The organism is Actinoplanes sp. NPDC048796 (assembly GCF_040650035.1).
Lineage (GTDB): Bacteria > Actinomycetota > Actinomycetes > Mycobacteriales > Micromonosporaceae > Actinoplanes.
This window is the reverse complement of sequence record NZ_JBEZGO010000002.1, coordinates 150,256-173,988: the sequence shown is the minus strand read 5'-3', so window position 1 is coordinate 173,988 and position 23,733 is coordinate 150,256. Positions and strand designations below refer to the sequence as shown.

Genomic DNA, 23,733 nt, shown 5'->3' with positions numbered 1-23,733 from the left:
GCTATCGGCGCACCTATTTGCGGGAGGCGGCCATCCGGCCGGGCGCGGGCCGCGACACGGTTTCCAGTGTGGAGTTGATGCGGGCCTCGATGCGCCGGGTACCCCGCGGCCCGGCCAGCGTGCTGGCCCGCCGCAACAGCGTCTCCGCCGCGTGGCGGTGGTCCCGGCGCAGCTCGTTCAGGCCCAGGCCGTACAGGGCGTACGCCTCGCCGTTCTGGTCGCCGTCCCCGCGCACCGTGGTCAGCACGTCCTCGAACGCGCGGTCGGCGTCGTCCAGCCGGCCCTGCCGCCGGCACAGCTCGCCGTACCGGTACATCACCTGGGCGTGCACCCGGGTGCTGTCCAGACCTCGGATGGCGCCGAGGGCGGCCTTGATCAGCTGCTCGGCCTCGGCGTTCTGGCTGACGTCGATGTTCAGTTGCGCCATGTTGGTGAGCACATCGGCCTCGGCCGCCCGGTCGCCGGCGACGCGGAGCGCGGTCAGCGCGCTCTCGTTGTGCCGCATCGCGGACCCGCGGTCGCCGGCCATCCGGTCCAGGAGGGCCAGGTTGCGCAGGGCCAGCGCCCGGCCGTGGTCGTCGCCGAGTTGCTTGAACCGGCGTACGGCGTCAATGATCTTGCTGTGCGCCTCGGCCCGGCGGTCCTGGCGTAGGTAGAGCGCGCCGATGGAGTGCGTGAGCATGGCCTCGCCGCGCTGGTTGCCGGCCGCCCGCACGGCGTCCAGGGAGATGTCGTGGGTGAGCTGCCAGTCGTCGAAGAAGCCGCCCCACTCGAACAGCGTGGCGGCGGTGACGGCGAGATCCCAGCAGAGCTCGTCGAGGCCTTCGGCCTGTGCCCAGCGCACCGCGGCCACCAGCAGGTGCCGCTCGTCCTGCAACCAGCGCATCGGCTGGTCGAGAAGCCGGTCGACCAGCGGAGCCGGCAGCGTCCGGCGTTTCGCCGTGCCGTGGATCAGGCTGAGGTCGCCGTACTGCCGGCGGTGTGCCTCCTGTCCGAGGAACATCGTGGCGGAGAGCAGCCGGCGCATCGAGGCGCTGCGCTCGGCGGCGCCGTCCTCCACGTGGGCCAGCTCCCGGGCGTAGTCGGCGGTCAGCCCGTGCAACCGGTACCGCACCAGCGAGGTGGGCGTGGCGTGGGTACCGACCAGTTGCGCGTCCACCAGCGCCTCGACGGCGTCCTCGGCGTCGAGGGGATCGAGGCCCAGCAGGGGCGCCGCCGACCAGCTGGCGATCTCGGTCATCCGCACGCCGCTCAGCAGCCGGAACGCGTGTCGCGCGGGCTCGGCGAGAAGCTCGTAGCTCGTTTCCAGGCCGCTGCGCACCGCCAGGCCGCCGTGGGCGAGCTCGTCGAGCCGGCGGTCGTCGTTCGCCATCCGGGAGACCAGGTCGGCGGCCGGCCAGTGCGGCCGGGCGGCCAGCCGGGCGCCGGCGATGCGCAGCGCCAGGGGCAGGCCGTCGCAGAGCTCGACCAGCCGCGTCAGGTCGGCCGGCCGATCCCGGCCGGGCTTCCGGCCGGCCACCTTCCGCAGCAGCTCGAGACCGGCCGCCGGGTCCAGCGGTGCCAGGTCGAGCTGCGCCGCGCCGCCCAGCAGGGTCAGCCGGGACCGGCTGGTCACCACGGTGGCGGAGTGCGGGCCGGTGGAGATCAGCGGCTGGACCTGCTCCTCGTTGCCGGCGTCGTCCAGGACGACCAGGATCCGCCGGTCGGCGGTGCGGCTGCGGTACATCGCCGCGCGCGCGTCGGTGCCGCTCGGGATCTCGGGGCCGGGGACGCCGAGGGCCTGCAGGAAGCGGTCCAGGACGGTGGCCGCCGAGGCGGGATGGGCGCTGGAACCGTCCAGTGTGGCGTAAAGCTGCCCGTCGGGGTAGGCGTCCGCCAGGTCATGGGCCGCCCGGACCGCGAGTGCGCTCTTCCCCACGCCGGCCCGCCCGGAGATGACCGCGACCCGGGGCGTGCCGGCGGAGGAGAGCAGCGCGCACAGCCGCTCGAGCTCGGGCCGCCGGCCGGAGAAGTGCGGGTCGTCGAGGGGCAGCTGCCGAGGCGTCGCCGGCTCCTCGGTCACGGTCAGGACCGCGGGGGCGGCGGGCCGATCCTCCTGACTGCCCTCCAGGATGTTGCGGTGCAGGTGCTGTAGTTCCGGTCCCGGTTCCAGGCCCAGCTCGTCGACCGACAGCCGGTGGCCGCAGCGGTAGACCTCCAGTGCCTCGGCCGGACGGCCGGAGCCGGCCAGGGCGCGCATGAGCTGACCGCGGAAACGCTCACGCAGCGGGTGGACGGCGACCAGCCCGGTCAGCTCGCCGACCAGCTCCCGGTGCTCACCGGCGGCCAGCCGGATGTCGATCAGCTTCTCGGTCGCGCCCAGCTGCTGCTCGGCGAGGTGCGCGGCCGCCGACTCGAGGACGGCGCCGGTCAGGCCGTCCAGCGGAACGCCCCGGAACAGGGCCAGACCGCGCTGGAGCAGCGTGGCGGCGAGCGCCGGATCCTGGCCCGCGACCGCCTCGTCGGCGGCGTGGCACAACCGCTCGAACACCCGGACGTCCAGGTGGTCGTCGGACACGTCAGCGATGTATCCCGAGGAGTGCGTCTTGATCGCGCCGGGCAGCCCCGCCTCCTCCAGCACCCGCCGCAGCGCCGAGATGCAGATCTGCACCTGGGCCTTGGCCGTGGCCGGCGGCGCCTCGCTCCAGACGGCGTCGATGAGCCGGTCCACCGGCACGACGTAACGGGCCCGGAGCAGCAACATCGCCAGGATCGCCCGCCGGCGGGGCGCGACGACGGGCACGGGACCGGCCGGCCCGGTGACCTCCAGCGGTCCCAGCAGACGCAGACGGATGTCGCTGTCGGCTCCTGTCACGGTGACGAACCCCCGATGATGATCACTGAATGAAGTCGACCGGTCACTCACTATCCAGAGTGGAGATCGACAAACACGGATCTCACTAATCGGTCGGAGACCGCGGCGGATAAGGCATCGATAGAGCGACGATGGGCCCGCGGTGTCGAGTGGGCCATGTAGTTCAGCGCAGCGACGCCGTGGAGGGAGTTCGATGTCCGTCATCACCTGGTACTGAGCCGGCGTCCGAGATCAGGCGGAGCAGCGCGGCGGGATCGTTCACCAGATCCATGTGACCGCCGGGCAGCTCGGCCGAGGTGAACGGCCCACTGGTCCACTCGGCCCACCGGGCCGTCTCGGTCCGCTCCACCATCGGGTCGTCGGCTCCCCGTACGGCCAGAACCGGCGCCGACAGGCGGCGCCCGCCATCCGGGCGATGGCGCTCGTGCAACTCGGCGTCGGCCCGCAGCACCGGCAACATCAGCTCGCGGAAATCCGGATCGTCGAGCGCCGCCGGCCAGTAGCCGGCGTACCGCCGCAGCCCGTCGAGGAATTCGTCGTCCGGCAAGCCCGTGACGGTGTGCCGCCGAGACGTGCCGGGCGCGTGCGACGCGCTGACGACGAGCAGCGACACCGTCATCCCGGGCAGGGCGGCGAGCCGGCACGCGACCTCGTACGCCAGGAGAGCACCCATGCTGTGGCCGAACAGGGCGACGGCCCGGTGGTCGCCCAGCCGGCGGCGGATCCCCGGCAGCAGCCCGTCGGCCGCCCGGCCGGCGTCGCGGTACGGCTCCTCGTCGATGAGCTCCTCCCGGCCCGGCAACTGCACCGGAACGATCTCCAGGCCCGGGCCGCAGAAGGCGCTCCAGCCACGGAAGGCGGACGCGCCGGCGCCGGCGTACGGCAGACAGAGCAAGGGAAGGGATGTCATGAATCCTCCAGCTTTCGCGAGAGTTCCCGCCGATCGTGGCGATTCGGCGTCACCTCGCCAGTGTGCCCACGGCGGACGGGCCGGTCCGCCGGCGCCGCCGAGGGTGGCGGGAGTCCGTCACCACCGCGCCGGCCCCCGAGCCGGCTGTCCGGCGGTGACCGCGTGACCGGGCGGCCGGCGCTGGTGGTGCTCGACCCCGACCCGCTCGTGTCGGGGCACATCGTCCAGGCCGGCGCCGCGGCCGGCTATCGCGCCGGCGTTTCGCTCGACGCCGTGGCCGACGGCGTCAGCGATCTGGTCGTCGTTCTGGCCGTGGCCGCCGAGGAACACCTGACGCTGCTGGAGCGGGTGCGCGCGGCCCACGGCACGGCGACCGTCGTGGTGCTCGTGCCGGCCCACCGCCCGGGCTGGGCCCGGCTGGCCAGCGTCCACGGCGTCCGCGCCTTCGTCGACCGGCGGGCCGCGCCGGCCGAGGTGCTTTTCGCCGTACGGATGGCGCGGCACGGACACGCCCTCGTCCCCGCGACCTGGTGGTCGCAGCTCGTCGGCCCGACCGCGCCCGGGCCGGCCATCGATCTCGACGACGAGCTGCTGCACCTGCTGCAGGAGCTCGCGCAGGGCGCCACGGTGCAGCGCATGGCGCGCACCCGGCACCAGGGTGTCCGCACCGTCGAGCGCCGGCTCCGGCAGCTCTACCTGCGCATCGGCGCCACCGACCGGATCCAGGCGGTCGCCAAGGCCGTACAGCTCGGCCTGGTCGAGGTGGCGCCGTGACGCTCCCACCGTCCCGTCCCGAATGGAGACCCGCCATGCTCGACACCCCCGACCTGACGCACCCGTCCACCGGCGCCGAGCCGGACCGGCTCGACCTGCCGTTCGACCACCTCGACGGCCGGCCCGGTGCCGTCGCGAGCGTGGAGGTCGTGCTGCCCGCCGCGTTCTCGGCGCTGTGCCGCCTGGGCCGGGCGGCCGGCGCCGACGCGCCGGCCACGCTGCTGACCGTCCTGGCCGCCCTGGTGTACCGGCACACCGGCCAGCGGGACCTCCGCCTCGGCCTGGGCGAGCACGCCGTGACGGTGCGCGTCCCGGCCGCGCCGACCTTCCCGCTGCTGCTGCGGCAGGTGGCGACCACGGCCCCGGACGCCGCCGGGCCGGCGCCGGACGTCGTGCTGCGCGTCGGTGCCCAGCCGGTTCCGGACGGGGCCGCCCCGCTGACGTTCGCCTTCGGCCCGCTGGGGGACGGAACGGCGCACGGCCGGCTGCACTACGACGCCGCCCGGTTCGACCACCGGACGGTCACCGCCCTGGCCGCCCGGCTGGGTGTGCTCGTCGCCGGTACGGCCGCCGACCCCGGCCGGCCGCTGGACGATCTGCCGGTGCTCACCGACGGCGACGCCCGGCGGATGGCCGGGCTGACCGCTCCCGCCCCGCCGGCCGCGCTCGCCACGGCGCCGCTGCCCGAGCTGATCGCGGACTGGGCCGGCCGGCGGCCGGACGCGCCGGCCGTGGCCGGCGCGCGGGTGATCACCTATGCCGAGCTGAACCGCCGGGCCGGTGAGCTGGCGGCCCACCTGCGCGACCGCGGGGTGCGCCGGGGCGACCGGGTGGGGGTGCTGAGCGAGCTCACGGCGGACGCGGTGGTCGCCCTCTGCGGCGTGATGGCCGCCGGCGCCGCGTATGTCCCGCTCGACCCGGCCGACCCGGCCCAGCGCACCGAGGAACTGGTCCGCGACCTGGGCTGCCGGCTGACCCTCGTGCCCGGCCGGGACGCCGTGCCGTCCGGGGCCGTGGGCGAACGGGTCGCGCTGACCGGCGACGACCTCGCCTACGTGATCCACACGTCCGGCTCCACCGGCCGTCCCAAGGCGGTCGGCGTGCCGCACTCCGCGGTGTCGTTCTACGCCGCGGTCACCGCCGCCCACTACGGGCTCGAACCCGGCGATCGGGTTCAGCAGTTCTCCTCCTTCACCTTCGACGCCTTCGTGTCCGAGCTGTGGACCACCCTGGCCGCCGGCGCCGCCCTACTGCTGCGCGACGAGCGGGTGATGACACCGGCGGCGCTGCTCGACCGCGTCGAGACGGCCGGCGCCACGGTGATCGACCTGCCCACGGCGTACTGGCACCTGGTCTGCTCGTGGCTGGCCCAGCGCGGTGGCGCGGTGCCCGCCTGCCTGCGCCTGGTCATCATCGGTGGCGAGGCGGCCAACCCCACCCATCTGCGGCAGTGGCTGGCCTCGGCCGGCCCGCACGTCCGCCTGCTCAACTCGTACGGCCCCACCGAGACGACCTGCGCCGTGACCTATGCCGACCTCGGCCCGGCCGGGCCGCCCGAGTCGTCGTCCGGGCGATCGGTCCCGATCGGCCGCCCCTCACCGGGCCTACGGACCTACGTCCTGTCCGACCGGTTGCGGCCGGTGCCGCCCGGCGGCGTCGGCGAGCTGTTCATCGCCGGGCCGCAGCTGGCCCGCGGCTACCTGAACGCGCCCGCGGCGACCGCCGCCGCCTTCCTGCCCGACCCGTGGGGCCCGCCGGGCAGCCGGATGTACCGCACCGGCGACCGGGCCCGGCTCACCCCGGACGACCTGCTGGCGGTGCTCGGCCGCCGCGACGCCCAGGTGAAGGTGCGCGGGTTCCGGATCGAGCTCGGCGAGGTCGAGCAGGCTCTCACCACGTTCCCCGGCGTGCGCCGGGCGGCCGCCCGGGTGCACGACCATCCCGGATCCGGGCCGGTCCTGGTCGGCTACGTGGCGGCACCCGGCGACACACGGCCCGACGAGGTGCGTGCCCACGTGCGGGAGCGGCTGTCCCGGCACAGCGTTCCCGACCTCATCGTGGTGCTTCCTGACCTGCCGCTGACCAGCAGCGGCAAGGTCGACGGCCGGGCGCTGCCGGCGCCGGAGACGGTGCCGGCCGTGTCGCCCGGCGCGTTCACCGCGGCCGAGCAGGCCGTCGCCGACATCTGGGCGAGCGTTCTGCCGGCGGCGCCGTCGGGCGGCGACGACCACTTCTTCGAGCTCGGTGGTCACTCGCTGGCGGTGGCGCAGGTGGGCATGCGGATCCGGGCCGAGCTCGAGGTCGAGGTGTCGATCGCCGACCTGTACGACCGGCCCCGGCTGGCCGATCAGGCCGTACTGGTCGAGGGTCTGCTGACCGAGCAGATCGCCGCGCTGTCCGACGCCGAGGTCGACGAGCGTCTGGCCCGTCGATGACCCACCTCCGGCGGGTCATGGCGGCCAACTTCTTCGCGGCGACCGGCTTCGGGCTGTACGCGTCGGGCAGCGCCGTCTACTACACCCGTTTCACCGGTCTGACGGCGTCCGAGGTCGGTATCGGCCTCACCGTGGCCGGCCTGGGCTGGCTGCCGCTGTCCGTCGTGATCGGACGGTTCTGTGACCGCGTGCAGGCTCGCCGCGCGGTAGTGCTCACCGGGGCCCTGGGCGCCGTTCTGCTGCTGTCGGCGATCGCGATCAGGGGCTTCTGGAGCTTTCTGATCGTCGTCACCGCGGTGCAGATGGCCGTGCAGGCCGCGTGGATCTGCCGGGAGGCGCTGGTGGCCGACCTCACCGACGAGGGCAGCCGGGTGACGCTCTCCTCGCGCCTGCGCAGTCTGTTCAACGCCGGCATCATCGCCGGCACCGGCCTCGGCGGCCTGCTCCTCGGCGCCGACCGGAGATCGGCCTACCTGGCCCTGATGATCGGGTGCGCGGCCGCCGAGCTCGTCGCCGTCCTGCTGAGCCTGGGCTTGCCGAGGCCGGTCGCCGAGATACCGCCGTCGGCGGGCCTCTCGATGCGCGGCGCCCTGCGGGACGTTCCCTACCTGGCGCTCGCCGGCCTGCACGGCGTGCTCGCCATCGGCGACATCATCCTCTTCGTCGGCCTGCCGCTGTGGCTCGTCTCGCAGGCGGGACTGTCGGTCGCGCTGGCGGCCTGGCTGTACGGTCTCAACGCGCTCATCGTGATCGTCCTGCAGGTGCGGCTCAGCCGGGCCGCGGAGTCCTTCGGGGGCGCCCTGCGCCTGCTGATCGGGGCCGGCGTCGTCAGCACCACGGCCTGCTTGGTCATAGCGTTCAGCGACGACACGACGATGGCCGTCGGCGTTCCGCTGCTGATGCTCGCCGTCGCGCTGCTGTCGGTCGGCGAGATCTGGGCGTCGGCGGCCGGCTGGAAGTTCCGGTTCGATCTCGCACCGGCCGCGGCGCAGGGCACCTGGGGCGGCGTCTTCGCCCTGGGCGGCTCCGTGCATCTGGTGCTGGGCCCGGTGCTGGTCACGCTGCTCGTCGAGCGGTTCGACGCCGCCGGATGGATCGTGCTGTCGACGCTCTTCCTCGCCGTGTCGGCCACCGCCGGCTCGGCCCTCGACTGGGCCCGCCGAACCCGGCCCAGCGCGGCGGTCGTGGCCTGATGACCGCCGACGGAAAGGAGTCCACGATGGACGTCGTCGATGAGATCGTGCGCCGGGCCCGGGAGCATCCCGGCCGCCCGGCGGTGGGCGACGGGCCCGAACAGTGGTCGTACGGCCGGCTCGTCCGGTACGCGGAGCAGGTCGCGTCCCATCTCCGCGCGCGGCGGGCCGGCCCCGGCGACATCGTCGTCGTGCACGGCGACAGTGACCCCCGGACGGTCGCGGTGCTGCTGGGCGTTTGGCTGACCGGCGCCGCCTACCTGGCCACCGGGGCCGGTGTGCCCGCCGATCGCCTCGCCCACATGGTCCGCGACTCGGGCGCCCGGGTGGCCGTCACACCCGACCCGGCGGCGTTCCGCTCCCTCGACGTCCAGGTGATCACCTTCGGCGCCTGGGAGCGGGACGCCCCCGGGGATCCGGCGCCCGGACCGTCCGGCTTCCCGCCGGCGTCGCCCGGCTACGTCGTCTACACCTCCGGCACCACCGGTGTGCCGAGGGGCGCGACGATCAGCCGGGGCGCCCTGCTCTGGCACGCCGGCGCGGTCGGCGCCCGGTACGAGCTGACCGCGCACGACCGGGTCCTGCAGGCCGCCTCGCCGGCGTTCGACGTCGCGGCCGAGGAGATCTGGCCGACCCTGTACGCCGGCGCCCGCGTCGAGATCCTGCGCGGGGGACTGGGCGCGGCCGGCTACGCCGAGCTGACCCGGATCGTCCGGGACCGGGAGATCACCGTGGTCAACCTGCCGGCCGGCTACTTCAGCGGCTGGTCGGCCGGACTCGCCCGGGCGGGCGGCGTCCCACCGGCGCTGCGCCTGGTGGTGACCGGAAGCGAGGAGTTGCCGATGGCGGCCGCGCGACAGTGGTGCGCCGCCGCCGAGAACCCGCGGCTCGTCAACGCCTACGGGGTCTCCGAGGCCACCATCACCTCGCTGACCTTCGACGTACGGGCCGACGCGCTGGGCGGCGACCGCGTTGCGATCGGCGCCCCGCTGCCCGGTGTGCGAGCGGTGATCATCGACGACGACGGCACGCCGGTACCCGAGGGCGCCGAGGGTGATCTGATCCTCGGCGGTCCCGGTGTCATGCTCGGCTACCGGGGCGCCGATCCCCGGCCCGCGCGACGCTTCCGGCAGGCGCCGGTCGCCGGTGCGGGCGACGGTCCGTGGTACCTCACCGGCGACCGGGCGCGGGCGGAGGACGGGCTGATCTATTTCCTCGGGCGCTCCGACGACCAGCTCAAGGTGAACGGCGTACGCGTCGACCCGGGGGAGATCGCCGCCGTCCTCACCGCTCATCCCGCGGTCGGCGACGCGCGGGTGATGACGGTGGACGGCCGTCTCGTCGCCGGCCTGCGCGCGACGCGGCCGATCGGTGACCAGGAGCCGCTTCTCGGCCACCTGCGGCAGGCGCTGCCGGAGGCGATGGTCCCTCAGCATCTGGTGGTCCTGGACGACTTCCCCCGTACTCCCGGCGGAAAGACGGACGTGCCGGCCCTGCGCGCGGCGATCGTGGCCCGGATCGCCGGCGACCGGACGGCCCGGCCCGCCGACGTGAGCGCCGTGCTCCAGCGGCTGTGGCGGGAAGCCCTGTCCGTGCCGGACATCGACGGCGGCTCCGATTTCTTCGCGCTGGGCGGCGACTCCCTGCGCGCGGCCCGGATCTCGCGGGCGCTGCACCGCGAGGCGGGCCTGTCCTGCCCGATGAAGACGATCTTCGCTCATCCGCGTTTCGACGACTACGTGCGCCAGGTGCGGCTCCTCGCCGGCGACCACGCCCCGTCGAGGTCATGATCCGACACCAGGAGGCGTCATGCCGGCGAACAGCCACCCCATGTCCTTCAGCCAGGAATCGATCTGGCTCAACGACCAGTTCCGCGACGGCCCGTCCCGCTATCAGGAGTCGTGGGCGTACCGCCTCACCGGCCGGATCGACACGGCCGCGCTGGAGGCCGCCCTGACCGAGATCGTCCGGCGCCACGAGGTGCTGCGCAGCCGGCTCGACCTCCACGAGGGCGCGCCCCGGCAGACCGTTCTGCCGGCCCGTCCCGTACGGCTGATCCGCCGGGTGGCCCGGCCCGGCCGCCTGGCCGAAGCTCTCCGGGAAGCGCTCGAGGATCCGCTCGACCTCGCCGCCCCGCCCCTGCTGCGGGCTCACCTGCTGGCCGCGGAGCCGGCGGACCGGCCCACCGAGGCGGTGCTGCTGGTCGTTCTGCATCACGCGGCCATGGACGGCGAGAGCCTGAACGTTCTCGGCCACGAGCTGGAGCACCTTTACCGGGCGGCGGTCGAGGGCCGCCCCGGCCGGTTGCCGGCCGTGCGGCAGGCCGGGCCTCTGGCCCGGCTCCAGCATCGGGAGGAGCGGCTGCGGGGTGAGCTCGATCTGGCCTTCTGGCGGGACAACCTGCGGGGTGCGCCGCGGGAGTCCGCGCTGCCGGGCGACCGGCCGCGCCCGTCGGCGCTGAGCCACCGCGGCGCGGAGGTCACCTTCGCCGTCGACGAGCAGACCACCGCCGGGGTACGTGACCTGGCCCGCCGACTGCACACGACGCCGTACGTCGTCCTGCTGACCGCGCTGACCGCCCTGACATACCGGTTGAGCGGCCAGCGCGACCTCGTGCTCGGCACACCGGTCTCCCGCCGCGACGACCCCGGCACCGACGGCATGATCGCCTGCCTCGCCGAGGTGATGCCCCTGCGGCGCGACGTCGACCCCGGCGAGTCGTTCGCGTCGGCGGTCGCCGCGACCCAGGAGGTCGTCCTCGACGCCCTCGAGCACGGGAACGTCCGCCTCAGCCGCGTGGTCGCGGAGCTGGGCGTACCCCGTACGCCCTCGCAGTTCCCGCTGTTCCAGATCGTCTTCGCCGCCGAGGCCGAGGAGCCCGTGCCCCTGAGCCTGCCCGGCGTCGGCGCCGAGCGGCTGTATCCGCACAACGGCACCGCCAAGTACGACATCTTCCTCAGCCTGGTCCCGCGACAGGGCGCCTTCCGCGGCACGCTCGAGTACTCGACCGACCTGTACGACCACGACACCGCGACCCGGCTGACCGAGCGCTACCTCACGCTGCTCGCCGGCGCCGTCCGCCACCCGGACCGCCAGGTCGGACATCTCGCCGTCCTGCCCGAACGGGAGCTGGCCTTCATCCGCTCGTCGTGGGAGACGCCCACGACAGCGGTCTCCCGGTCGTCGCTGCACGAGTTCGTCGCCGAGCGGGCCCGGCTCGACCCGGACGTCCCGGCCGTGGTGCACGGCCGTACGACGTTGACGTACCGCCAGCTCGACGAGGCGTCCGGACGCCTGGCGGCGCGGCTGGCCGGTGACGGCCACGGTGGCGGCCGGATCGCCGTCTGCCTCGACCGCTCCGCCGCGCAGGCGGTGGCCGTGCTGGCCGTCTCCAAGGCCGGGGCGGCCAGCGTGCCCGTCGACCCGGCCTATCCGGCCGAGCGGGTGGCGTTCATGCTGCGCGACAGCGGCGCCACGGCGGTGATCACCGAACCCGCCGTCGCCGCGCGGGCGGCGCTGCCCGCCGGCGTTCCCCGGATCCCGCCGCACGCGGACGGCCCGGCGGCCACCGAACTGCCGTCGCCGCGCGCGGGTGACCTGGCCTACGTGCTGTACACCTCCGGCTCGACCGGGCGGCCCAAGGGGGTGGCGATGCCACACGCCCCGCTGGTGGGCCTCATCGAGTGGCAGGGCCGGCGGTCCCTGCGCCGCACCGGCGCGCGCACGCTGCAGTACGCCTCGCTGAGCTTCGACGTCGCGTTCCAGGAGCTGTACTCCACCTGGGCGTCGGGCGGCACCGTCGTCATGGTCGACGAGGGCGCCCGGGCCGATCCGGAGCGCCTGTCCGACACGCTCGTCGAGCAGCGGGTCGAGCGGATGTTCCTCCCCTTCGTCGCGCTGCAGCAGCTGGCCGTGTACGCGCGGGCCGAACAACGCCGGTTTCCCGATCTCCGTGAGGTCGTCACCGCCGGGGAGCAGCTGTTCGTCACCGACGCGATCCAGGACTTCTTCGCCCGGTGCTGCGACGCCAGCCTGGAGAACCAGTACGGTCCCACGGAGACCCACGTGGTCACCGCGGAACGCCTCACCGGGCCGCCCGCCACGTGGCCCGAGCAGCCGTCGATCGGCCGGCCCGTCGACGGGGCCCGCGCCTACGTGCTGGACGACCAGTTGCGACCGGCGCCCGTCGGCGTGCCCGGCGAGCTCTACCTCGGCGGCCGGGCCCCCGCGCGCGGTTACCTCGGCCGGCCCGAGCTCACCGCCGAGCGTTTCCTGCCCGACCTCTGGGATGCCGGCGACGGGGGCGCCCGGCGGCGGATGTACCGCAGCGGCGACCGGGCGCGCCTGCTCGCCGACGGGCGCCTGCAGTTCCTCGGGCGCGGTGACGACCAGGTGAAGATCCGGGGATTCCGGATCGAGCTGGGCGAGGTCGAGTCGGCCCTCAAGGCGATCGACGGGGTGCTGGACGCGGTGGTGGTGGCCACCGCGGCGGCCGCCGGGGCCGCACCCCGCCTGATCGCCGCGTATCTGCCGTCGCCCACCCGCCCGGTGACGCCCGAGGACCTGAGAGCGGCACTGGGCCGGCGGTTGCCGGCGTTCATGGTGCCCTCCTTCTTCCTCGCCCTCGAGCGGTTTCCCCGAACTCCCAGCGGCAAGGTGGACCGCCGGGCCGTTGCCCGCATCCAGGCCGGGCCGCCGCCGTCGCCGGGGTCCCGGCGGCCCGCGACCGCGCGGGAGAGGCGGATCGCCGAGCAGGTCGCCGCGGTGCTCGGCGTGGCTGAGATGGCCGCCGACGACGATTTCTTCCGCCGGGGCGGCGACTCCCTGCGCGCGGTGCGGCTGGCGCTGGCCCTGCGTCAGGAGTTCGGCGTCGAAGTGCCGATGAACGCCGTCTTCACCGCCCCGACGGTCGCCGGGCTGGCCGCGCTCGTCGGCGGCTCGTCCGCGCCCGGCCGGGGCCGGGTGCCCGACGAGGATTTCGAGCTGCCCGGTGACATCCGCCCGGCGGAGCGAATCAGCAGCGTCAGCCCGGATCCGGCGGCGGTCCTCCTGACCGGCGCGACCGGCTTCGTCGGCGCCTTCCTCCTGCGGGAACTGCTGCACAGCACCTCGGCGCGGGTGCACTGCCTGGTGCGCGGGCACGACGACGCGCATGCGGCGCGCCGACTTCGTGACGCCTTGGCCGCCTACGGCGTCGCGGAACCGCCCGGTGAACGCGTCTCGGTCGTCCGCGGCGATCTCGGGCTGCCCCGCCTCGGACTGTCCGATCAGGACTACGAGAGGCTGGCTCGCGGCGTGGACGCGGTCTACCACTGCGGGGCCGCCGTGAACCTGGCCCAGGCGTACGGCCAGTCGCGCGCCCCGAACGTGCTCGGCACCGTCGAGGTGCTGCGGCTGGCGGCGTCACATCGCACCGTCCCCGTCCATCACATCTCGACGACGGGTGTCTTCTCCGGTCCGGCGGTGGCCGGCCGGACGCTCGCGGAGGACGAGCCACTGACCGGGCAGGACGGTCTGATCCACGGCTACACGCAGAGCAAGTGGGCCGCCGAGCGACTGATCGCCGAGGCCCGGCGCCGCGGTCTGCCGGTGTCGGTGTACCGCCCCACCCGCGTCGCCGGCGACTCCGCCACCGGCGCCGGCCAGACCGCCGACTACCTCTGGCTGCTGCTCAAGGGCTGCGCACAGGCGGGAGCCGCGCCACGGCTGCGGGCCGCCTTCGACCTCGTCCCGGTCGACTACGTCGCGCGGGCGACGGTCGTCCTCTCCCGGAGCGCCGGCGCGGCCGGCGGCACCTTCCACCTCGCCGGCGAACGCCTCGTGCCGCTGCCCACCGCGGTCGGCGCGCTGCGCGGCGCCGGCCACCGCATCGAGGAGCTGCCCTTCGGGCAGTGGGCCGAACGGATCGGGGCGTGCCCCGGCAACGCCGTGTTCCCCCTTCTCGCGACGATGGCCGACGACGAGCAGGACACCGATCAGGAGGGCAGCGTCCGTTTCTCGGCCGCCGCCACCCGCGCGCTCCTCGAGCCCGCCGGGATCACCTGCCCGGCGGTGGACGCCGAGCTGTTCCGGCGATACCTGGACCACTTCACCGCCGCCGGCTTCCTACCGGCGGCCGACGAAAGGTGTTCGTGATGCCGACCCCGACCCGGCCCCATGTCGTCCTGCTGGGCGGCACCGAGGCCAGCACGCGCAAGGCCGCCGGGTGCGGCCTGTCCGTCATCAACATCGAGAAACCGGCGCTGTTCGAGCCGGCGGCCGCGCGGCACTGTGTACAGACCCATCTCGTCGACTACCAGGACGTCCCATTGGTGACGAATCTGGTCCGGGCGATCCATCGGCACACGCCGCTCACCCGGATCGTCAGCCAGACCGAGGCCGGCCCGCTGATCGCCGGGCATCTGACGACCCTGCTGGGCCTCGACGGCAACAGTGGCACGACGACCAGGACGCTGCACGACAAACTCGCCTTCCGGGCGGCGCTGAACGCGGCCGGTCTCGGCGTGGTCGACGCCGCGCCGGCGACCTCACGGGCGCAGCTCGCCGGCTTCGTCGCCCGGCACGGCGCGGCGGTGGTGAAGCCGACCATGGGCTCGGGCAGCCTCGGGGTCCGCAAGGTCCGGTCCGTCGCCCAGGTCGGCGCGACATGGGAGTGGCTCCGGCGGTTCGCCACCTCGCCCTTCATGGTGGAGCAGCTGCTGGAGGGCACCGAGGTGAGCGTGGAGACGATCAGCGTGGCCGGCCGGCACACCGTCCTCGCGGTCACCGGCAAGGACGTCGGCGACGGTGTGGTGGAACTCGGGCATGTCGTACCGGCCCGGCTGGACGAGGCCGGCACCACCGCGGTGTCGGACTTCACCGTACGGCTGCTGGACGCGATCGGCCTGGTCGAGGGCACCGCACACACCGAGGTCATCATCACCGCCGACGGCCCGCGGGCCATCGAATCGCACAACCGCTGCGCGGGCGACCACATCGTCGACCTGATGCGCCTGGTCTACGGCACGGACCTGGAGACGCTCGGCTATCAGCTGGCGTTGCCCGAGGGGCCCGAGCCGGTGACGCCGGCCGGCGACGGCGCCGCGGCGGTGCGGTTCCTCACCGCCGAGCCCGGCCTGGTCGAGCGCGTCGACGGCGTCCAGGACGCGCTCGGCGCCGAGGGCGTCGTCACGGTCGAGGTCACGGCCGTGCCGGGACAGCGGATCCGGCCGCTGAACTGGTCGGAGGACCGGTGCGGGATGGTGATCGTCCGGGCCGGTGACAGCGCGGAGGCCGAGCGCCTCGCGGCGCACGCCGCCGGGCTGATCCGGGTGCGGACCGGCCCGGCCGGCGCACCGGCCGGCGAGACGATGGGCGACCTGCTGTCCGCCGCGCACGAGGTGCTCAACCCGTTCAGGCCCGAAGACTCGGCCGGCCCTCCGGTTCACGCCGGCGCACGGACGGGTGCAGCGCCAGGCTGACGGCGAACGACAGGGTGGCGCAGACCGCGATGGCGATGCCGGCCCGGGACAGGTCGGCCAGCCAGCCGGACAGGGCGGCGGCCAGGGCCTGGCACGTCATCATGCCGCTGCCGACCAGGCCCATGGCCTGCCCGCGCAGGTTGGCCGGGACCGCGCGGACGTACAGGTCCTGCAGCGCCAGCGAGGACGCGAAGCCGAAGGAGGCCAGGCCGACGGCGACGGCGCCCGCCCACACCGTCGGCTCGAGGACGAAGACGAGGTACGGCAACGCCAGCAGCGCCTGAAGCGGCAGGATGAGCCGGATCCGGGTGGCGCTGGATACCCACCGGCCGACGATGACGTCACCGAGGAGCATGCCCAGCGCGGCCGCGACGAACAGGGCGCCGGCGAGGTCGCCGGCGTACGGCACGAACAGGGCCTCGGCCCCGACGATGAGGCCGTTGGGCACCCACTGGACGAGCAACAACGTACGGATCGCGGGGGTGGTGAACAGGACCCGGTTCACCGCGAAGGTGGCCGAGAGAACGGCCCGCCCGGTGGCGCGCGGCGGATAGGACGCCAAGCCGAAGGCGACGACGCCCGCGGTGACGAGCGCGGCCATGGCGCTGCCGAGCAGCGCGACGTGCGGGCCGAGGGCGCCGAGCAGCGCGCCACCCACGGCGTACCCCAGAATCTGCATTCCACCGACGCTGATGTTGAGCACCGAGCGCCCGAGCACGTACAGGTCGTCGCCGAGAATGTCGACCAGCAGGGCCTGGCGTACGGCCGCGGCCACCGCGTCGCCCACGCCGACGCCGATCACCAGGCACAGCATCGTCCACACCGGAAGGCCGGCGAGGGCCAGCGTGAGCGCCACGCCGGCGCGTACGCAGTCCCACAGCGGCAGGAAGGTCCGGGGCCGGACGCGGTCGGCCAGCGAGATCAGGGTCATCGCGCCCAGCGCCTGCGGGGCGAAGCCCGCGAGGTAGGCGATCGCGGCCCACAGCGCCGAGCCCGTGCCCGCGAAGACCAGTGCGGAGAGCGCCAGCTGCTGGATCGTGGTGCCGCCGACGTTGGTGGCGTTGGCCGCGAACACCACACGGAACTGCCGTACCGCGTACAGGTCCCGGTAAGTCTGCATGCCCGAAGTCTTGGCCCTAGGGTGAGGCGACGACATTGTTTCGGCGAGAGGCGAAAGAATGACGACGCTGCACGTGGACTCGCAGACGCTGGCGACGGCGCGTTTCGCCGTGTCGCCGCTGGCCGAGACCGTCGCGGCGCTGAACCTGCTGGCCGGGCGCCGGCTCGGCCCGACCGCGACGGCCTGGACGGCGCGGCACGGCGCCACCGCCGGCGAGGTACGCCGCGACGCGGTCGGCCGCGCGCTGCTGGACCTGCTGGCCCGGACCTCCTGGATCCCCGACTTCCTGACGCCTCCGGTCCTCGGCCGGCCCGCCACGTTCGCCGCCGAACTCGCCGCGGTGGCCGGCACCCCGGCGGCGAAGGCCCGGGCCGACCTGGCGACGAGTCTCGGCCGCGCCGTGCCCGCCGCGTTCGCCGCGCGCGACCTCGTCCCACGGATCGCCCGCATCCTCGAGCACGTGTGGTCGGCGTGCGTGGCCTCGGAGTGGCCGCGGCACCGGGCGGTCCTCGAACGCGACATCATCCACCGGGCCGGCCTGCTGGTGACCGCCGGCTGGGCGCAGGCGCTGGCCGGGCTGGGCCCGTCGGTCAGCTGGCTCGGCTCCGGCCGGATCATGGTGAACGCCTACGAGGGCGCCGAGGAGCACGTCGGCTCCGCGCAGCTGGTCTTCGTGCCGTGCGCCCTCGGCGCCGGGTGGCTCGGCATCCGGCCGCCGGAGGCGTACGTCGTGGTCTACCCCGCGCGCGGGGCCGGATCACCCGACGGCCCGGCCGGCGGCGGGGCCGACGCGCTGATCGGCGCCACCCGCGCGCGGCTGCTGCGCGGGCTGGACAATCCCGGCACGCCGAGCCAGCTCGCCGCGCTGCACGGGCTGAGCCTGGGCACCGTGGGGGAGCACCTGTCCATCCTGCTCGCCGCGGGCGCCGTCACGGCGGCCCGGTCCGGCCGCTCGGTGTGGTACAGCCGGACCGCGCTGGGCGACGCGCTGCTGGCCGGACACCTCTGACCGCGCCCGCAAACCCGCCGCCGGGCAGATGGCGGACAGCCGCCAGACCGGCCCGTACGCGTTGACGGGCTCGCCCGCGCTCCCGAACCGTGGGAAGGACAGCGGCGGCGAGGAGAGAGCCATGACCGACGACCTGAAGTCCCACGCGACGGCGGCCGAGAGCCGCAACGCCCTGCTGACGCAGCGGCTCAACGGCCGCGCCCGAGCCGAGCGTCCCCGGCCGGCGCCATCCGCCGGGCCGCGCCCGGCCCCGCTCACCGTCGCCCAGGAACGGCTCTGGATGGCCCACCTGCTCGGCTCGTCCCTGGTGGAGTACAACGTGCCGGTCGCCTGGCGGCTGCGCGGGTCCCTGCGGCCCGACGCCCTGCAGCGGGCGGTGCGCGAGGTCGTCCGCCGGCACGACATCCTGCGGACGACGTACGACGGTGACGAGACGCCCCAGCAGATGGTGCGTCCCGAGGTCACCATCGGGTGGGAGCAGTCCGGCGACAGCGGCCCCGGCCCGGTGGACGGCGCGCTGTCCCGGGCGGTCGCCGCCGCCGAACGTGACCTCGAGGAACCGTTCGACCTGCGGCACGGTCCCGTGCTGCGCGCCCGGCTGACCCGCCTCGGCGACGAGGACTGGCTGTTCGTCGTGGTGGTGCACCACATCGCCTTCGACGGGTGGTCGGCCGGGCTGCTGGGGCGTGAGATCGGCGCCTGGTACGACGCGATCGTGCGGGGCGGCACCCCGCGACTGCCCACCCTGACCGCGCAGTACGCCGATCTGGCCGGCGACCGGCGGCGCCGGCCGGCCGACCACGCCGGCTACTGGCGGTCGCAGCTCGCCGACCCGGCCCCGGCCGACCTGCTCGGCGGCCGCACCGCGCCGCCGGGGGCGGCGGACGTGAGCCGGCACCGGTTCGCGCTCGCCGACGGCGTGCTCCAACGTCTGACCCGGCTCGGCGCCGCGCACGGGGCGTCGCTGTTCACGACGCTGTTCGCCGCGTTCCAGCTGCTGACCGCCCGCTGCGCCGGGCACAGCGACGTGCTCACCGGCCTTCCGGTGAACACCCGCGACAGCGTCGACGCGGAGGGCCTGATCGGCCTGTTCGTCACCGTCATCCCGTCGCGGGCCGAGGTCGACGACCGGCTGACCTTCGCCGAGCACCTCGACCGGGTACGGCAGAACGTCGTGAACGGCATCGCCCACGCCGAGCCCGGGCCCGGCGTGGAGCACGACCCGCCGCGCACGGTCTTCAGCCTGGAGTCCGAAGAGGACTGCCCGCTGCGGCTCACCGGCCTCGACGCCCGGACCGTCCCGCTGCTCGGTGCCCGAGCCATCCGGGACCTGGACCTCACCGTCGTGCTCGACAAGCACGGCAACGGCGCCGGGTACATCGACTACGCCACCGGCCTGCTCGAACCCGCCGCCGTCCGCGACCTGGCGCACGCGTACGCCGGACTGCTGGACGAGCTGGCCGACGGATTCAACCGCCGGATCACCGACTATCCCGTCGCCCTCGGTGCTTGGCCGCGCCAGACGCCGGCGCCGTCGGCCCCGCACCCGGCCGTCCCGTCGAGCGACCGCTCGCCGGAGACCCTGGAAGCGAGGATCAGTACCGTCTTCGCCGCCCTCCTGCCGGCCGGTCCCGCCCTCGAAGCCGGAGACGACCTGCGGCAACGCGGGGCCGACTCGCTGGTCCTCGTCCGCGCCGCCGGCCGGCTGCGTGAGGTGCTCGGGCGCCCGGTGCCACTGCGGACCCTGATCCGATCGCGAACCGTGGCCGAGATCGCGGCCTCGCTCGGCGACGGCGAGGCCGGCGCCGGTGACTCGCCCACCCCGCCGGCGACCGGCGACGTCGGCGACCGGTTCGACCTCTCGCCGTTGCAGCAGAGCATCTGGGTCCGCGAGAAGCTCACGCCCGGCACGAGCGACTATCTGCTGACTGTGGTCTGGGAGCTGACCGGCCCGGTCGAGCCGGATCTGCTGCGGCGCGCGTTCGACCGGGTCGTCGAGCGGCACAGCGCACTGCGCACGGCCGTCCGTGACAAGCAGGGGGTGCCGTTCCAAGAGGTCGTGGCCGCGGTCCCGGTCCCGTGGTGGTACCACGACGCCGCCGCCGAGCCGGTGGAGCGGACGCGTGAGCTGCTGCGCGGATGGCTCGCGGAGGAGACCGAGCCGTTCGATCTGACCCGCCCTCCGCTCATCCGGGCCCGGGCCCTGCGGACGGCGCCCGAGCAGCACACCCTCATCGTCACCGCGCACCACATCGTCTTCGACGGCTGGTCCACCAATGTGCTGCTGGCCGAGCTGCACGAGGCGTACACGCGGCTGGCGGCCGGTACCGCCGACGACCGCCCCGGACCGGCCACCACACTGATCGAGGAGGTCCGGCGCCGGCGGGCCTGGCTCGACGGGCCGGAGGCCCGGGAACGGCTGGCCGCCGGAGTGGCCCGGCTCGACGGTGTCACCGAGCTGGACCTGCCGACGGACCGGGGATCCGGCCGCCCGCCCGGCGGCGCGCGCCACGAGTTCTCGCTTCCGCCCGAACTCGGCGCGGGCCTGCGCGACCTCGCCCGGTCCGAGAACGTCTCCCTGTTCACCGTCCTGTTGGCCGCCTTCTCCGAGCTGACCGGCCGGCTCGCCGGCCAGCGGGACGTGCTGCTCGGCGTACCCTCCGCCGGGCGGTCCCGCCCGGAGCTGGACGACGTCATCGGGCTGTTCCTCAACACCCTGCTGCTGCGGACACGGGCCGGCGGCGAGGCGCCGTTCCGCGATCTGCTGGCCCACGTGGCCGAGCAGCTGGCCGACGCCCTCGACAACCAGGACGTGCCGTTCGAGACGCTCGTCGAGCGGCTGCGCCCGGCCCGCGAGCCGGGACGCCACCCGCTGACCGACATCATGGTCAACTTCGCCAACACGCCCGCCGCCGCGCCGCGCCTCGGTCCCGCCCGGGTCGCCGAGGGCGAGGTCGACTCCAGCGACCCCAAGTTCTGGCTGACGGTGTACGCAACCGTGCACGACGACCGGATCGCCTTCGAATGGGTGTATCGCACCGACGTCTTCTCGCCGGCCCGGATCGAGGCGATGGCCGCCCAGTTCACGTATCTGCTGGGCCAGGTGGTGGCCGACCCCGGCCGAGCCGCCCGCGACTACTCGCTCCGTGCGCCCCAGCTGGCGTTGCGGACGCCCGACCCGCGCCGATCGCTGCCCGCCCCGCCGGACGCGACGGTGACCGACGACTTCGCCCGCATGGCCGCGGCCCACCCCGGCGCCACGGCGGTCGCCGACGACCGGGGCACCCGCACCTACGCGCAGCTGGCCCACGACGTCGAGGAGATCGAGGCGGCGATCACCCGGCTCAGCGCCCCCGGCGACGTCGTGGCCCTGCGCGTCCCGCCCTCCACGGGCCTGGTCGCCGGGATGCTCGCCGTGCTCGGCGCGCGGCGGGTGCTGCTGGTGCTCGACCCGGACCAGCCGGCCGACCGGAACACCATGCTGATCGAGCAGGCCGGCGCCGCGCTCCTGCTCTCGGGGACCGGCCGGGCCGGCGACTCGCGGTGCGACGTCACCGCCTCCGTTCTCGCCGTCCCCGGCGGCCCGCGCCGCCCGGCCGGGCAGCCCGGCGGTGAACCGGCGTACCTGAGCTTCACCTCCGGGTCCACCGGCATCCCGAAGGCCGTCATCGGCTCGCGGCAGGGCCTCGCACACTTCCTCCGGTGGCAGCGCGAGACGTTCGGGATCGGCCCGGGCGACCGCGGCGCCCAGCTCACCTCGCTGTCGTTCGACGTGCTCTACCGCGACGTGCTGCTGCCGGTCACCAGCGGCGCCACGCTGTGCATCCCGCCCGAACGGCGCGACCCCGACCTGCTGTTCGCCTGGCTGCGCTCGGCCGGCGTCACCTACCTGCACGCCGTGCCCTCGCTGGCACGGGCGTGGCTGGCCACCGCCACGGCCGACCGCCGGGTGCCGAGCCTGCGCCTGGTCTTCTTCGCCGGCGAACCGCTCAGCGGCCTGCTGGCCGGTGAGGTGCGCCGGCGGATCGGCGCCGCGCGGATCGTCAACCTGTACGGGCCGACCGAGACCACGCTGGCCAAGGTCGCCGGCGTCGTCGACCCGGAGGCGGGCGACGGCCGGATCCCCGTGGGCGAGCCGCTGCCCGGCGCCCAGGCCCTGGTCGTCGACGGCGACGGACGTCTGTGCTCGGTCGGCGAGCCCGGCGAGGTCTGGCTGCGCACTCGCGCCCGCAGCCTGGGCTATCTCAACGCACCGGAGGAGCAGGCGCGCCGCTTCGTCGTCAACCCGTTCACCGGCGACCCCACCGACGTGATCTTCCGGACCGGCGACCGCGGGCGGCTGCGCCCGGACGGCACCCTCGACCTGTTCGGCCGCCTCGACGACCAGCTCAAGGTGCGCGGCATCCGCATCGAACCGGGTGAGATCGAGTCCCACCTGTGCCGGCACCCCGCCGTCCGCGCCGCCGCGGTGACGGTCACCGACGAGGCCGGGCTGGTGGCCTACGTGGACCTTCCGGCCGGCTCGCCGGTCGACGGCTCGGCGTTGCGGGCGTTCCTCGCCGCGACCCTGCCCGACCAGCTCATCCCCGGCGCGTTCCACCGCGTGGAGCGCATCCCGGCCACCGCGAGCGGCAAGATCGACAGGCGTGCGGTACGCGGGCTCACCGGCACCCGGCTCGCCTCCGGCGACCGCCACGTCGCCCCGCGCACCCCCACCGAGCTGGTGCTGGCCGACATCTGGGCCCGGGTGCTGGGCACCCCGGCGGTCGGTGTGCACGACGACTTCTTTCAGCTCGGCGGCGACTCCCTGCGCCTGGTGCACGCCACCGCCCTGGCCCGGGACGAGGGGATCGACCTCGACGTGGCCGACCACTACGAACACCGGACCGTGGCCGGGCTCGCGGGCGTCGCCGACGGCCGCACCGGCCGCACGGACACGCGGCGCAACGGCCCGCTCGTCCGGCTCCGGGAGGGAGACCGGCGGCGCCCCCTGTTCTGCGTCCACCCCAGCGGCGGCAGTGTCGCCTGGTACGTGCCGTTGAGCCGGGCGCTGCCGGAGGGCCGCGGGCTGCACGCGTTCGAGCTGCCCGGCGCGTACCAGCCGGGCGATCCCCAGAAGCGGGTCGAGGATCTGGCCGCGACCTACGTCCGGCACCTGCGCGAGGTGCAGCCGGAGGGGCCGTACGCGATCCTCGGCTGGTCGCTGGGCGGCGCCGTCGCCTACGAGATGGCCCGTCAGCTGCGCGCCGAGGGGCAGTCCACGGCGCCGCTGATCCTGCTCGAGCCGACCCTGCCGGGCGACCCCGCCTCGGTGGCCAGTCACCGGGAGGCGGCCGAGCTGTACCAGAGGGCCACCGACCTCGTCGGCCTGATGAGCGAGGCCGAGCCGGACAGCGCGGAGCAGGAGTGGCGCCGAACAGCCGTCCACGACTTCTTCCACGAGGCCGGCTGGCCACCGGCGGAGGCCGAACTGGCCGACCGGCTGCCGCTGACCGCCTGCGGCCTGCTGCACGGCGCGTTCGCGGCGTACCAGCCCGACCCCTACGAGGGAAAGCTGGACCTGGTACTCAGCGCCGAGGGCCGCGCCGCCGGCACCTCAGCTGTGGTCCACGGCAGCGCCGACGCCTACATCCAGGGCTGGCGCGACATCACCGGCGGCCCGGTCGAGGTACACGACAGCGGCCCCGACCACATGACGATGGTCGGCCCCGGCAACGCCACCGCCCTGGCCGACTTGTGCGAGCGCCTGCTCGAATGACGCGGACGGCCCTGGTCCGTCAGAGAAAGGAACGCCGCGTGCCACGCGAGCACCGTGGTGTGATGTTGACGCTTCCGGCCAAGCCGAGCCGGGAGCGCGGGGTCGCGGCCGCCCGGCTCTGATTCGAGCTCTGCACGGACCGGCTGTCGAGTTTGCTGGCTCCGGTGCTGCCGCGGGGCGAACCTCAATCGGCCCGTCTTCCAACGCCGGGCCTGGCACC

The 23,733-nt window shown here is 74.7% G+C and carries 11 protein-coding genes; 8 read left to right on the top strand and 3 right to left on the bottom strand.

Annotation, left to right across the window (positions count from 1 at the left end; all coding sequences use genetic code 11):
• Positions 1-13: 13 nt before the first annotated feature.
• The gene (locus tag AB0C26_RS09105) at positions 14-2,854 is read right to left on the bottom strand and encodes a BTAD domain-containing putative transcriptional regulator (RefSeq protein ID WP_360244129.1); all 2,841 of its coding nucleotides are present in this window, start codon (positions 2,852-2,854) and stop codon (positions 14-16) included.
• 163 nt (positions 2,855-3,017) lie between these two features.
• Complete coding sequence (locus AB0C26_RS09100; protein ID WP_360244126.1) at positions 3,018-3,764, bottom strand: alpha/beta fold hydrolase; 747 nt, start codon at positions 3,762-3,764, stop codon at positions 3,018-3,020.
• Between the two features lie 162 nt (positions 3,765-3,926).
• Between AB0C26_RS09100 and AB0C26_RS09095 the strand changes: the two genes are divergently transcribed.
• The 6 genes from AB0C26_RS09095 to AB0C26_RS09070 are packed head-to-tail and all read left to right on the top strand — an operon-like array spanning position 3,927 to position 15,626.
• A complete protein-coding gene (locus AB0C26_RS09095) occupies positions 3,927-4,538 on the top strand; it encodes a hypothetical protein (protein WP_360244123.1) in 612 nt (203 codons plus the stop codon).
• A gap of 35 nt (positions 4,539-4,573) precedes the next feature.
• Complete coding sequence (locus AB0C26_RS09090; RefSeq protein ID WP_360244120.1) at positions 4,574-6,973, top strand: amino acid adenylation domain-containing protein; 2,400 nt, start codon at positions 4,574-4,576, stop codon at positions 6,971-6,973.
• A complete protein-coding gene (locus AB0C26_RS09085; RefSeq protein ID WP_360244117.1) occupies positions 6,970-8,166 on the top strand; it encodes an MFS transporter in 1,197 nt (398 codons plus the stop codon). The genes AB0C26_RS09090 and AB0C26_RS09085 overlap by 4 nt, the downstream gene beginning before the upstream one ends.
• Positions 8,167-8,192: 26 nt before the next feature.
• Positions 8,193-9,956: a non-ribosomal peptide synthetase gene (locus AB0C26_RS09080; protein ID WP_360244114.1), complete on the top strand. Its 1,764-nt coding sequence runs from the start codon at positions 8,193-8,195 to the stop codon at positions 9,954-9,956.
• A 19-nt stretch (positions 9,957-9,975) separates the two neighbouring features.
• On the top strand, positions 9,976-14,301 hold the full coding sequence (locus AB0C26_RS09075; RefSeq protein WP_360244111.1) for an amino acid adenylation domain-containing protein: 4,326 nt from the start codon (positions 9,976-9,978) through the stop codon (positions 14,299-14,301).
• The gene (locus AB0C26_RS09070) at positions 14,301-15,626 is read left to right on the top strand and encodes an ATP-grasp domain-containing protein (RefSeq protein WP_360244108.1); all 1,326 of its coding nucleotides are present in this window, start codon (positions 14,301-14,303) and stop codon (positions 15,624-15,626) included. Before AB0C26_RS09075 ends, AB0C26_RS09070 begins: the two co-directional genes overlap by 1 nt.
• Here the strand turns inward: AB0C26_RS09070 and AB0C26_RS09065 are convergent.
• Positions 15,559-16,746, bottom strand: coding sequence for an MFS transporter (locus AB0C26_RS09065; protein ID WP_360244105.1), 1,188 nt, complete (start codon positions 16,744-16,746; stop codon positions 15,559-15,561). The genes AB0C26_RS09070 and AB0C26_RS09065 overlap by 68 nt on opposite strands.
• Positions 16,747-16,804: 58 nt before the next feature.
• Between AB0C26_RS09065 and AB0C26_RS09060 the strand changes: the two genes are divergently transcribed.
• Positions 16,805-17,755 carry a helix-turn-helix domain-containing protein gene (locus AB0C26_RS09060; protein ID WP_360244102.1) on the top strand — a complete coding sequence of 317 codons (951 nt, stop codon included), beginning with the start codon at positions 16,805-16,807 and terminating at the stop codon, positions 17,753-17,755.
• 121 nt (positions 17,756-17,876) lie between these two features.
• A complete protein-coding gene (locus tag AB0C26_RS09055; RefSeq protein ID WP_360244099.1) occupies positions 17,877-23,513 on the top strand; it encodes an amino acid adenylation domain-containing protein in 5,637 nt (1,878 codons plus the stop codon).
• The last annotated feature ends 220 nt before the right edge of the window (positions 23,514-23,733 follow it).